This is a genomic window from Sulfurimonas sp. (assembly GCF_041583195.1).
Lineage (GTDB): Bacteria > Campylobacterota > Campylobacteria > Campylobacterales > Sulfurimonadaceae > Sulfurimonas.
The window spans coordinates 58,840-72,085 of record NZ_JBFHGL010000005.1; the positions used below are offsets into that span (position 1 = coordinate 58,840).

Consider the following 13,246-nt stretch of genomic DNA (forward strand, 5'->3'; position numbering starts at 1 on the left):
TTATTTAATAATATTATCCTATAATATTTTTAAATTATCAAAAAAAGGATGAATTATGTCAACAACTCAGGAAAACTTAGAAGCTGCATTCGGAGGGGAGAGTCAAGCTTACCAAAAATACAGCGCTTTTGCTAAAAAGGCTGAAAAAGACGGATTTGCGAACATTGCAAAACTTTTTCGTACAACAGCTGAAGCTGAAAGAATCCATGCAGAGGGTCACTTAAAAGCTATGGATAAAGTTGGTTCTACTCTAGAGAATTTAGAAGCTGCTATCGGCGGTGAAACGTATGAGTTTGAAGATATGTATCCACCTATGTATGATCAGGCTGTGGAAGAAAACCATAAAGCTAAAAAGATGTTTGGATATGCTCTAGAAGCTGAAAAAGTTCATGCAGAACTTTATGCAAAAGCACTACAGGCTGTTAAAGATGGTAAAGATTTAGATGAAGTAAATATCTACCTGTGTCCAATCTGTGGTCATATCGAACTTGGAACTCCACCTGAAAATTGTCCTGTATGTGGAGCTAAAGCATCTGCATACGTACAAATATAACAGTTAACAATTTTAAGACTTGCTAGATAATTATCTAGCAAGTTTATCTACTTTTTAAGCTTTAAAACCTCTATAAATTTATCAGCCATCATCTCATAGCCTTCTTTATTAGGATGTACATAATCACTTTTAAGTTCTCTGTGTAACTCTATATATCTTATCACCTCATCTTCAAGCAACAAATCCATCTCCTCTGCCACTTCTTCATATACATCGTGTACACCTAAATCAAATAAAGAAAAATCAGGTACACCGACTAACAAAACTTCCGCACCGCTTTGTTTTATAACTCTTACCATAGCCAAAAGGTTTTCCTTCATCTCTTTTATTGATAATTTATTTAGTATATCGTTAGCACCGTGGCAAAGTATTACCAAATCAGGATTATGTTCTTTTATAAGATGCGGAAGTCTTAATAGTCCCTTACCTGAAGGCTCTCCATTTACACCTGCATTTATAACTTTTAATCCTGTTTTTTTCTCTATTTGTGATGGATAAGAGAATTCCTTGCTTACTCCAAAGCCGTTTGTTAAACTGTCTCCATATGCTAAAATCACGCTACCTTCCCTTAGTGATATCTCTTTTGTATCACTTTCATAATTTTTTACAAAAAGTACAACTAAAAAAGAAAAAAATACTCCCAAACCTATTAGTTTTATATTGCTCATCTTATAAACCTTTTATATATTTTATCAATATTAATCAAAAACTATAAATATCTCTTTATTTAAATAGATTATACTAATAATTACGGAGGTGTCAAATGAAAGTAGCACTAACAGGAGCAAGTGGATTTGTCGGATCATATCTGCTTGAGAGATTTACAGACTATGTTGTAATAGATCGCAAAGACAGTGAAGATGATATTTTAAAAAAATTAGATGGTGTTGATGTTGTTTTTAACCTCGCTGGTGCACCAATCATAAAACGCTGGAGCGAACCTTATAAAAAGACTCTTATATTAAGCCGTATAGACACTACAAATAAACTTGTTAATGCAATAAATAAGAGTGATGTAAAACACTTTATCTCTGCTTCTGCAATCGGCGCTTATCCCGATAATGAAAAATATGATGAAAGCTATACTGAATATGCAGATGATTTTTTAGGCTCTTTGACAAAAGAGTGGGAGTCTGAAGCTATAAGATGTAATAAGCCAACAGCAATAATACGTTTTGGAGTAATACTTGGCAGCAGAGGTGGTGCATTAAAACAGATGCTTACACCTTTTAAATTAGGTGTCGGTGGTATCATCGGCAATGGGAAAATGATGACAAGCTGGATAGATGTGTATGACTTGGTAAATATTTATTCATTCATCATAGAGCATAAACTAACAGGTGTTTTTAATGCGACATCCCCAAATCCAGTCACTAACTATGAGTTTACAAAAACACTAGGCAGTGTTATTCACCGCCCCACTTTTTTACCAATACCCATATTTGCTTTAAAACTAATGTATGGGGATGGTGCAAGTGCATTGACAGGTTCAAAAGAGGTTTACCCTAAAGCACTTATAGATGCAGGGTTTGAGTTTCAATACAAAACTATTAAAGACTCGCTAGAGCATCTATTAAACTAATTTCTAAAAAATACTCTGTTTATTATATATCATTTGATAAAATAGATAAAATTATTTGCTTAAGAAGGTTTTGTCCATGACATTTAAAGGGATGAATATAATTCTCGTTGACGATGATGAACACACTATTTTAAAAGTCAAAAGATACTGTGTTGAAATGGGCATAACGCTAAGTACCTTTAAAGATTCTCTTCAAGCTATGACTTTTGTTATACAGCAACCTATTGACTTGCTTATTGTAAAAAACCAACTAAAATATTTTAAAGGTTTGAACGTTGCGCAAGAATTTAGAAAAGAACATCCAAGCACTCCAATACTTTTACTTAAAGAAGAAAGTGATAAAAAAACGATCTATGAAGATGCTATGAAAATTGGGGTAAATGAATTTTTATCAAAACCTTTTAACTATATAGAATTTAAACTAAGAATAGAAAATCTACTAAAATTACGACAACAAGACATTATTTTAAACGACAAAACAAAACTTCTAAAAACCGAAATAGAAGAAGCCACTTCAGATATGCAGGAAGAAGAGTTCGAAATATTGGAAATACTTGAAAAAACAACAGAATATAAAGATCACAACATTGGCATGCATGTATCAAGAGTAGCCCAGTATTCCAGATTGATTGCAGAGAAGTACGGGCTTACAAAAAGGCATCAAAACATTATATATCATGCCGCACCCTTACATGATATTGGTAAAGTAGGAATTCCTGATATTTTACTTCAAACATCCAGAAAACTGACCGACGAAGAATTTGAACTTATGAAAAAACACACATTAATAGGTTACGATATATTAAAAAATTCAACTAATGAGTTCTTATCTCACGGCGCGATTATAGCTCTAACGCATCATGAAAGGTATGACGGAAGCGGTTATCCTAAAGGGCTCAAATCTCATCACATACCTATAGAGGGTCGTATAGTTGCATTAGCTGATGTATTTGATAATTTAACATCTGATCGTCCATATAAAAAAGCTTGGAGTTTCGAAGAAGCTGTAGAGTCTATAAAAAACAATAGCGGAAAACACTTTGATCCTGAACTTGTAGATATATTTTTAGAAAATATAAACTATATAAAAAGTATTTTCAACTCTTTTTCTAAGTAATATATATGCAAAACTCTCCAATAACTCTTAAATCTATTGCCAAGCTTATTTTAAAAGACAAAAAAACACTAATTTACGGTCAGATTGCCACTATTTTAGCTATTTTAATAAGTGTCCCCGTACCACTTATGCTCCCTATTCTTGTAGATGAAGTGCTTTTAGACAAACCTGCACATTTTGTAAGTGTAATTGATCACTTTTTTACAGATGCAAATGCTTTTGTGTATATAGGCATAGTTACTTTAGCAGTCATATTTTTACGTTTTTTATACTACCTTTTTACAGTTTTAATAACTAAAATTTTTACAAAAATAGCAAAATATGTAACTTTTAAAATTAGAGAGAGATTACTTAGACACCTTAAAGTATCATCAATGAATGAGTACGAAACACTTGGAAGCGGTGCAATTACGGCAAATCTTATAACTGATGTAAATACTCTTGATAGTTTTATAATGAATGTAGCAAGTAAACTTGTTTCATCTGTGCTTATGCTTTTAGCTGTAGGTGCAGTTATGATCATGATAGATCCTATAATGGGTCTACTTATACTTATAATACAGCCAATCATAATGATCCTTAGTAAAAACATGAGTAAAAAGGTCGGTGTACTTAAGAAAAAAGAAAATGCCGCAATAGAGAAGTTTCAAGACAATGTTGGTGAAACTCTGGAGCTTTACGGTCAAATAAAAGCAAGCAACAAAGAGAATTTTTTCTTCTCTGATGCTATTAAACACGCCAAAGAGGTACAAAAAAGCTCAAACGAGTTTGGGTTTAAAAACATAGCTTATGAAAGGCTCTCATATACGATCTTTTTAACAATGTATGAGATACTTAGAGCATCTGGACTTTTACTTGTCGCATACAGTGATCTAAGCATTGGGATGATGTTTGCCATGTTTGGATATATCTGGTTTATCATGACGCCTGTACAAGATATTTTGGGTATGCAGTACTCATATTCATCTGCCATGGCTGCACTGGAGAGACTAAACAAAATACTAACACTTAAGACAGAAAGGTCATCTACAAAACAACTCCAAGGCAATGGAGTAGATATAACTCTTGAGCATCTAAACTTTTCATACATAAAAAACAAACCGACCCTCAAAGATATATCTATGAATATAAAAAGCGGTTCAAAAATAGCACTTATCGGTGCAAGCGGTAGTGGAAAAACAACTTTAGCTCAAGTTATATCAGGATTTTATGAGAGAAACAGTGGTGAGCTTAAATTCAATAATATAAATATTGATGAGCTTGATAAGCACTCACTTCGCTCAAAAATATTTTTAGTGCTGCAAATGCCTATTCTTTTTAATAACACATTGCGTTTTAACATAACTATGGGTGATCACAGTATAAGCGATGAACAGATATATCAAGCTTTAAAAATTGCACAGCTGAGTCAAATGATTGAGGGTATGGATGATGGTTTAGATACTATAGTCGGGCGTCATGGAATCAGGCTCTCAGGCGGTCAAAGACAGCGTCTTAGCATAGCACGTATGATAATTGCCAATCCGGATGTTGTGATCTTTGATGAATCGACCTCAGCGCTGGACGTCCATACAGAAGTTAAATTAAATGCGACTCTAGAGCCAATACTTAAAGATAAAACAGTGATCACAATAGCGCACCGTCTAAGTACGGTTAAGGGAGCAGATATGATCTATGTACTTGATGATGGAAAGATAGTACAAGAGGGAACTCATAATGACCTAGAGGCTGAAGAAGGTCATTATATGGAGTTCATAAAAAAACAGTTAATTTAACTTTATTAAAATAAAGTGTGTTCTATAAGTATTTTTAAACCTATAGCTATTAATATTATACCGCCTAAAAGTTCAGCTTTACTTTCTAAAAAAGCTCCCCCTCTTGCACCAAGTAAAACACCGCCGTAACTAAAAATGAATGTAGTTAGTCCAATAACAAAGACTGAAAGCAAAATGGTTGTTGACATAAGCATCAATGTAAAACCTGCGGCCATTGCATCTATACTTGTAGCTATTGCCAACAATAAAAGAACTTTATTTGTAATTATTGAGATTTCATCTTCAACCGGTTCTCCAAAACTCTCATATATCATTTTACCACCGATTAGTGCAAGCAGTATAAAGGCTACCCAGTGATCAACTGACTCTATAAACTCTGAAAGTCCAATACCTGCCAAATAACCTATAAGGGGCATAAAACCCTGAAAAAATCCAAATAACAACCCGACTTTTAAAGCTAATGTTTTGTTTAATGTTACTTTTTTAGCCCCTAAACCCAAAGATACTGCAAAAGCATCCATACTTAAAGCTACAGCTAGAATAATAAGTTCAATCATATCTCACCAATGTTTTTTTCGAAATTATACTTTATAATTTAAAAATATTAAAACGGAAGTTTTCCCATAACCACATCATTTGTATTTACATATTGTGCACAACCTACTCCGCCTAGTTTTATACAAGCATCTTTCCATACTTTTGAATGTCCCTCATCTTTTATTGAGAAATCACCTAATTTAAACATTAAAGCGTGTGCATATTCATGTGCTATTACACTCTCTACCATATAATCAATACTCTCTTGCATTACATTTTTGTTCAGGTATATTTTCACATCTCCGTCTTTATAAACTGTTAATCCGTAGAGCCTGCCTTTAAACTTGTCAGTAACTATAAGAGGAACTTTATAAGCTCTACCGTAGTGTTGTTGCATGAGAGTTAAAACTTCATTTTCCTTTTTAGATATTCTGTTTTTGTAACTCTGAGGTATATCATTATGTTTAAATTGATAATCGTCGTAATAATTTTTAGATAAATAGATAAGTGCGGTTATTGTAAGAAGGATAAAAGCGTATTCGAGTTTTTTTACAAACAAAACTAACACCTTAAATTTAGAGGGCCAAAAGCCCTCTATTGTATACATAAAGCCTTAGACGAAAGGATCAGCCTCCTCCGTCGTCAAACATATTCATTATTCTCACCATTGTTAAAAATTCTTTGTTGTAATCTTTTAAATGTCTCATAACAAATCCTTTATCAGTGAAGCATCTAGTACTTAGGGTTAGTGACAAAGCTTGAATACAAGAATTACGTAGCAATAGTTATTCCATTGAGATGATTATTTCATAACCTTACGAGCATTTATAGGTTGAACAGGTCTGTTATTAGCATGGTGAAACAAGTGTAAAAACTCTTCAGTTTGCGCTTTTGAAACATGAGAATAGTTTTTTAGAACCATCCATCTAACACCTTCAGAACACGGAGGAGTTGTAAGTGAACCGTTAAATCTATAATATGCTTTGTCTTTTGGCATCATTGTTGCAAACATCTCAGCAGGCATTATACAGCGGTTAGACTCACCAGCTTTATGAGGCATTCTTGACCAAAGTTTTTTAAGGACCTTATTATCTTCCCCATCTTCATACATTAAAGCAACAACTGCAAGAGTTCCATCTTTGTCTGCGTGAACGAAGTGAGCTTCTAGTGGAAAGTTTTTACTCTCTATTTGATTTTCACTAGGTGTATGAAAATGGAACTGTTTTAAATCAAAAGTTTTACCATCAATCTCTATAGAGCTTCCGTCTTTTACATTTATTTGAATTGTATGCCCATTATTGATAATCTCCGTAGCTCTAGTTGTATAGTTAAATTTAATCTCTTTTAAACCTTCAGTTGCAACAGTTACCTCTTTAGAGATATTAATTGGAGATTGACTTTTTCCTTGTTTACACATACCGAACTTCGGACTTAAATCACCCCAGTGCTGTGGACCCTCATGTCCAGTATAACCCCAATGTGTACCTGCTACAAGTGCAGAACTACAAGCTAACGTATAAACTAATGACTTAATAATTTTCATCTTAAGTATCCTTTGTATTATTTTTAATAATATATCTTATCTTAATAAAATGTATTTAAAATGTTTCTTGGATCATTTTATCAAACTGATTCACTTTAATCATAGCTTGTGATACTATTTGTTGCATATCTTCTTCATTTAGATTATATTTTTTTATAAACTCATTTATATGAGATGAATCTGCATTTTCTATGTATCGTGTCATAACCAGAAGCTGTCCAAAAAAACCATTTGCTTCAAACATAGCTTCTTCAACCTCTTCTGTCACCCGAAGTTTATGTAAAAACTCTCGATGTTCTATTTGAAACAATAGATGTATAAGTGACAACATCCCTACCAAATATGCCGTCGATTTTTCAGACATTGATGAATCAGGTTTTATGAGTTTTAAAAGTCCAACCATGATCTCTGTTCTATTTATAACCATCAAAAGCAATGGATGGTTTGGCTTATCACCGTTATCTTTTGATGAGACCATAAATATTAAAAGCCAGTTTGCCAGTGCATCACGTCCTAGTAGATTTATTATCTGATTCATCGATGATATTTGTGAACGAAAAGAGAAAAATGATGAGTTGATAAACTGCATTAATTTTAAAGCCAAGGCATGATTTTTTTCTAATTCTAAAACAATCTCTTTAGTAGTAGCATTGTTTTGTATAAGATTCCAAAGCTCTAAAATTTGAGTCTGTGATGCATTAAACGATGTTGTTTTTATAATATTTGGTCTCTTTAGATAGTAACCCTGAAAATAATCAACACCTTTTTGTTTATAAAGTTCATACATATCATGTGTTTCTATTTTTGAAGCAATGATTTTTTTATCTTTTGATTTTAAATACTCAATAAGCTTATCTACATATGGTTCATCAGAGTGTAGTGCATCTATTTTTACATACTCTACATACTTCAATAAAGGTACCAAAGTTTTAATAGTCGATTTATTTATTATTGAATCATTTAAACCAAATCTAAAACCTTTTTCTATCAAGTTTTTGAGTTTTGGAATAAGTTTTTTATCTAAAAAAGATGACTGTAAAATCATCAGTGTAAACTGCTCTTTTGAAATAGTATTCATAATACTATTTGATAAAAATTCTGCATCTACTCTCAAAAATCCGTTATAACACCCTACTACGTTCTCAAGTCCAAAATCATTAAGAACTTTTGCCATAGACGTGGCAGATGCTGATAGATTGTTAGAATCTATATCCTCATCATCACTTCTATACAAGATATCATAAGCAAAAATTTCATAAGATGAGTTATTAACAACTTGACGACCCAATATACTCATCTGTTCCCCTTTTTAACATTTGCTAGATAGATATTTTATCATAAAAATATTTGAGATATAATTATAAATACTAATAAACAGAGGGACAAATGGGTTGGACTTGTCAACATGATCACAAAGGTTATTGTAAACTACTGAAAAAAGATTGTCTGCCTGGGATGAAAGGGTGTATTTTAAAAAAAAGTGAATATATATTCTCTAGCGGAAGCTACGAAGAAGATAAAAAACGTGACGATGAAAAAAAAGAGCAAGATATAGATTTTGCGGCTCTAGCTAAGAGTAACTAGTTTTTCTATAATCACTCCATTATCTTCTATAAATTTTGAAATAACTTCAGAATGGTTATGCTCATACTCTTTTTCATAAACTATACGTTTAATTCCACTCGCAATAATGTTTTTTGAACAATCTGCACACGGTTCAAGTGTTACATAAATAGTAGCACCTTCAATAGAGATACCTTGACGTGCAGCCCAGATAATAGCATTCATCTCTGCATGGATCTCGTAAGTCTTAGACCATTCGTGATGTTCTTGCGTATATTCGCCTTCCCAATGTTCTGAGCAGTTTGTATATCCTGCCGGTGTACCGTTATAGCCTGTACTTAATATACGTCCATCTTTAACAATAACTGCACCAACCTGCTTGGATACACACTTAGACGCACTGGCGATTTCCGTTGCTATATTTATGAAGTTTTGATCACTTAGCATTTTTTACTCTGGCATTCTTAAAACTTTAATATTAGCACTTAACTTCATTCTCTCAAAAAATTCCCCAAGTACCATCTCACGTTTGCTACCCATTATTGTAGAGATTATCTGGTTTTTTACACTCTCAATTCCTGCTTCTTTAACATCCTCTTTTGCTTTAATGTAAAAGCTCATATAGCCGCCTTGACCGTTTGGAACTATTTGCGAAAAAGTATTTACAGAAGTATTTGACAAAAGAGATGCCAACTCAGGTGCAACTTTTTCATATTCTATATGCTGCTCATTCGTTTGAATATCCGGCGCATAAAACATAGGGTTATCTATCTTCTCTTTTAGCCTATCAGGTGATGCAGACATATATATAACTACATCAAAAGCACCAGGATGAACAAACTCGCTCTTATGAAGTTCATAGTATTCTTTTATCTCTTGCTCTGATGGCTTTGAAACTGATGAGTAAGCTATTGCACCATAAAGTTTTTGAGACATAAGTTTCTCTTTTATCTTATCTTTTAGTTGCGCCGATGTTAGTCCGTTTCTATTTCTCACAACTTCATAAAACTGACTAACACTCATATTGTTTCTTTCAGCTGTTTGTTTTATATCATCATATACTTCAGAGCTACTTACATCAATTTTGCGCTCTTTTATCTCAAGCTCTTCAAGTTTTTTTCTTACTAAAATATCTTTTGCCTGATCTGCCGAAATATTTGCTGATTCCATCTGCTCTTTTATCTCATGCAATGTTATTGGACTACCTTTAACAGTTACAGCTACACCATCAATCAACTCTGCAAAAACTACACTCGATAAAAACAATACTAATAATATTTTGTACATAAAAATCCTAACTAAATTATAATAAGCGATATTTTACCAAGCTTAAACAAATAATTATGTTAAACTTTCACAAATAAAAAAAGGGGCATTTTTATTTGACTAAGAATATTATTATATTTTTTCTATTGTTATCCAATATTTTACTTGCAGATACTCTGTCTATAGACTCAAAAAAATTTGTTTTTGATCAATTTAATATTTTAAAACTTATAGACTCATCAAACAAACTATCTATAAAAGATGTAAAAGATATTGAGTTTAAAACTCAAGTTACAAACTCTTACTCAAACGGTTTTTTAACACATCAATCTATATGGCATAAATTTTCAATTAAAAACAATCTATCGGAGAAAGCAGAATTTATTTTTCATGATGAAAAATACTACTTAGCGGCAGAATTAGATTTTTTTGTTTTAAACTCAGAAGGTGATATTATATATTCACACTATGGCGGTTTTAACAGAACTGATCATAAAAAACTAAATACTACTAAAAGCCTAAGTTTTTACAGAACATCTATAGAACCAAACCAAACATATACATTTTTAATTAAAACATATTTTGAAAGTGGGAACTCAGGTCTATACCACTACAAAATAGAAGATCTGGATACACATATATATTATGGATTATATGATAATATTTTTCAAGCATTTTTACTTGGTGGGATTTTAGTTCTCATTTTATATAACCTCTTTATATATTCATACACTAAAGACAGCATATATATTTACTATGTATCATACCTATTCTTCTCTTTCGTTATAGGTTTTGTATTTATGAGCGGATTTGCATTTAAGTTTTTTGACCTGTCTCAAAACACTTGGATTCACAAAGCGACTTATGCAACACCTTTAACACTTATGTTTATTATGATTTTTACATCTAAAATATTTGAGATGAAAAAATATTATCCAAAATTACATAAGTATTTTTCACTTTCAATATATTTTGTAGCTGCATATATAGTTTTGTCAGTTATTTTTGGTCTTTTGGAGTACCTGCCTTTTATAATGGTTTTTGCAATGATTATGGGCTTTGTTCTTGTATTTATCGGTATATACATGACATACAAAAAGAATCTACTTGGTATTGTTTATCTTGTCTCTACTGCTATATATGCCGCTTTTGCAGTAATAACGATCATCTATTATTTAGGGTACCTACCTACAAACTTATTCACATCAAATACACTTATGATAGGTTCACTTATTGAGGGTATTGGTCTATCTTTACTATTAGCATATAGAATCAACGTACTAAAAAAACAAAACTCATCATTAGAACTTCTATCTTCAACTGACGGTCTTACAAATCTATATAACAGAAGACACTTTAACGAGGTCGCTCCAAGAGAACTAAACCGTGCAAAACGTGACAAGAGAATCTATGCATTTACCCTTTTGGATATAGACAACTTTAAAAAGTACAACGATACCTACGGGCATCAAGAGGGAGATAAAGTTCTAATACAAGTAGCTAAGACTTTAAAAAATAGCTTTAAACGCTCGCACGATATAGTGTTTAGACTTGGCGGTGAAGAATTTGGTGTTATCTTCAGCGCAAAAACTGTAGATGAAGTAAAAGTCCTTGTTGAAAGAGCTAGAGAAAATATAGAAGCTCTAAATATTGAACATAAACTAAATGAACCATCAAACGTAGTTACTGCTTCTTTTGGGCTTGTAATGAGTAAAATGGATAGTTTTAAATCGGAAATAAATATGGATAACTTATATAAAGATGTAGACACACTTCTATACGAAGCTAAGGCCGAAGGTAGAAATCAAGTTCGCAGTAAAGTTTTTTAACCTACATATAACCAATTTTTGTCTACAATTTCACAACTATTTATATAAAGGTCTTTTCATGGTTGTAACACGTTTTGCTCCATCTCCAACAGGATACCTACACATCGGCGGTTTACGTACTGCACTTTTTTCGTACCTTTGGGCTAAAAAAAATAATGGAAAATTTGTTCTTCGTATCGAAGATACAGATAAAGCAAGAAATTCAGAAGAAGCTGCAGAAGCTATTTTGAAAGCTTTTGAATGGTTAGGGCTAGAGCACGACGGTGAGATCGAATACCAAAGCAAACGTGATGATATCTATGCAAAATACATAAAACAGCTTTTAGACGAGGGCAAAGCATATAAGTGTTATATGTCACGTGAAGAGCTGGATGCACTGCGTGAAGAACAGATGGCAAACAAGCAGCGTACAAAATATGACGGGCGCTACCGTGATTTTGACGGTACTCCGCCTGAGGGTGTTGAGCCTGTTATCCGTATAAAAGCTCCTTTAACTGGTGAGATTTTAGTACGTGATGGTGTAAAGGGTGACATCTCTTTCCAAGCTGAAGATATTTTAGATGATTTTGTTATTGCCAGAGCTGATGGAAGCCCGACATACAACTTCGTTGTAGCGATCGATGATGCCCTTATGGGGATCAATGAAGTTATTCGCGGGGATGATCACTTAAGTAATACACCTAAACAAATAGTTGTTTATGAAGCATTAGGTTTTGAAGTTCCTAAGTTTTACCATGTACCGATGATCCATAACTCTGAAGGTAAAAAACTATCTAAACGTGACGGTGCAACAGATGTTATGGCATATAAAGAGATGGGTTACACTCCTGCTGCACTACTAAACTTTTTAGTACGTCTTGGTTGGAGTCACGGTGATCAGGAGATATTCTCTATGGAAGAGATGATTCACCTTTTCAATCCTGAAGATATAAACAAATCAGCTTCGATCTACAACACTGAAAAGCTAGACTGGTTAAGCTCGCACTATATCAAAAACACATCTAACGACGAGTTAGCAGAACTACTAACAGATTATGATCTTGTACTAACAAGCCATGATAAAAAAGAGATCCTTTTAGATGCTCTAAAAGAGCGTGCAAAAACTTTGGCAGAACTTGCAAATATGGCAAAAGAGATCTTAACGACACCGACAAGTTTTGATGAAAAAGCTGCTAAAAAAGCTTTTAAAGGTGACGCTATAACTATACTAAATACTTTTGGGGCAAAGCTATCTGCTACAGAAAACCCTCATTTACCGGCTGAATATCACCATTTAATGGAAGATGTAATAAACGAGATGGAGATCGGTTTTGGTAAGATCGGTCAACCTCTTCGCCTAGCACTTCTTGGAAAAATGGGTGGTCCAGGACTTGACGTAGTTATGTCAGTGATCGGTAAAACAGAAACTATGCTTCGTATAGCTAACGCTATAACTGCTAATACTAACAACGACTAAAGAGTTTTGCTCTTTAGTTAAAAAA

Annotated in this window: 14 protein-coding genes; 7 read left to right on the forward strand and 7 right to left on the reverse strand. The window is 33.0% G+C overall.

Annotated features, from left to right (window positions below; genetic code table 11):
* The first annotated feature begins 55 nt into the window (after positions 1-55).
* Positions 56-553, forward strand: a complete 498-nt coding sequence (locus ABZA65_RS06185; protein WP_373071757.1) for a rubrerythrin family protein — start codon at positions 56-58, stop codon at positions 551-553.
* A 47-nt stretch (positions 554-600) separates the two neighbouring features.
* On the opposite strand, the gene ABZA65_RS06190 is transcribed toward ABZA65_RS06185, so the two are convergent.
* On the reverse strand, positions 601-1,221 hold the full coding sequence (locus ABZA65_RS06190; RefSeq protein WP_373071759.1) for a GDSL-type esterase/lipase family protein: 621 nt from the start codon (positions 1,219-1,221) through the stop codon (positions 601-603).
* A 95-nt stretch (positions 1,222-1,316) separates the two neighbouring features.
* On the opposite strand from ABZA65_RS06190, the gene ABZA65_RS06195 reads away from it, so the two are divergent.
* From ABZA65_RS06195 to ABZA65_RS06205, 3 genes are all read left to right on the forward strand, one after another.
* Positions 1,317-2,135, forward strand: a complete 819-nt coding sequence (locus ABZA65_RS06195; protein ID WP_373071761.1) for a TIGR01777 family oxidoreductase — start codon at positions 1,317-1,319, stop codon at positions 2,133-2,135.
* 76 nt (positions 2,136-2,211) lie between these two features.
* Positions 2,212-3,252, forward strand: coding sequence for an HD domain-containing phosphohydrolase (locus tag ABZA65_RS06200; protein ID WP_373071763.1), 1,041 nt, complete (start codon positions 2,212-2,214; stop codon positions 3,250-3,252).
* Between the two features lie 5 nt (positions 3,253-3,257).
* Positions 3,258-5,027 carry an ABC transporter ATP-binding protein gene (locus tag ABZA65_RS06205; protein WP_373071765.1) on the forward strand — a complete coding sequence of 590 codons (1,770 nt, stop codon included), beginning with the start codon at positions 3,258-3,260 and terminating at the stop codon, positions 5,025-5,027.
* 5 nt (positions 5,028-5,032) lie between these two features.
* Here ABZA65_RS06205 and ABZA65_RS06210 read toward each other — a convergent pair whose 3' ends face one another.
* From ABZA65_RS06210 to ABZA65_RS06225, 4 genes are all read right to left on the reverse strand, one after another.
* Positions 5,033-5,584 carry a manganese efflux pump MntP family protein gene (locus ABZA65_RS06210; protein ID WP_373071768.1) on the reverse strand — a complete coding sequence of 184 codons (552 nt, stop codon included), beginning with the start codon at positions 5,582-5,584 and terminating at the stop codon, positions 5,033-5,035.
* Positions 5,585-5,631: 47 nt separating this feature from the next.
* Positions 5,632-6,123, reverse strand: a complete 492-nt coding sequence (locus ABZA65_RS06215; RefSeq protein WP_373071770.1) for a SprT-like domain-containing protein — start codon at positions 6,121-6,123, stop codon at positions 5,632-5,634.
* 243 nt (positions 6,124-6,366) lie between these two features.
* Positions 6,367-7,107 (reverse strand): carbonic anhydrase, encoded by a 741-nt coding sequence (locus tag ABZA65_RS06220; protein WP_373071772.1) that lies wholly within the window; start codon positions 7,105-7,107, stop codon positions 6,367-6,369.
* A gap of 55 nt (positions 7,108-7,162) precedes the next feature.
* Complete coding sequence (locus ABZA65_RS06225; protein ID WP_373071774.1) at positions 7,163-8,404, reverse strand: EAL and HDOD domain-containing protein; 1,242 nt, start codon at positions 8,402-8,404, stop codon at positions 7,163-7,165.
* Between the two features lie 89 nt (positions 8,405-8,493).
* On the opposite strand from ABZA65_RS06225, the gene ABZA65_RS06230 reads away from it, so the two are divergent.
* A complete protein-coding gene (locus ABZA65_RS06230) occupies positions 8,494-8,691 on the forward strand; it encodes a hypothetical protein (protein ID WP_373071776.1) in 198 nt (65 codons plus the stop codon).
* On the opposite strand, the gene ABZA65_RS06235 is transcribed toward ABZA65_RS06230, so the two are convergent.
* Together ABZA65_RS06235 and ABZA65_RS06240 are read right to left on the reverse strand one after the other, a co-directional pair.
* Positions 8,674-9,117 carry a cytidine/deoxycytidylate deaminase family protein gene (locus ABZA65_RS06235; RefSeq protein ID WP_373071778.1) on the reverse strand — a complete coding sequence of 148 codons (444 nt, stop codon included), beginning with the start codon at positions 9,115-9,117 and terminating at the stop codon, positions 8,674-8,676. The genes ABZA65_RS06230 and ABZA65_RS06235 overlap by 18 nt on opposite strands.
* 3 nt (positions 9,118-9,120) lie before the next feature.
* On the reverse strand, positions 9,121-9,957 hold the full coding sequence (locus ABZA65_RS06240; protein WP_373071780.1) for a peptidylprolyl isomerase: 837 nt from the start codon (positions 9,955-9,957) through the stop codon (positions 9,121-9,123).
* Positions 9,958-10,052: 95 nt separating this feature from the next.
* On the opposite strand from ABZA65_RS06240, the gene ABZA65_RS06245 reads away from it, so the two are divergent.
* Together ABZA65_RS06245 and gltX are read left to right on the forward strand one after the other, a co-directional pair.
* A complete protein-coding gene (locus ABZA65_RS06245; protein WP_373071782.1) occupies positions 10,053-11,765 on the forward strand; it encodes a diguanylate cyclase in 1,713 nt (570 codons plus the stop codon).
* Between the two features lie 58 nt (positions 11,766-11,823).
* Entirely contained in the window at positions 11,824-13,221 is a 1,398-nt protein-coding gene (gltX, locus tag ABZA65_RS06250; RefSeq protein ID WP_373071784.1) for a glutamate--tRNA ligase, read from the forward strand.
* Positions 13,222-13,246: the final 25 nt, after the last annotated feature.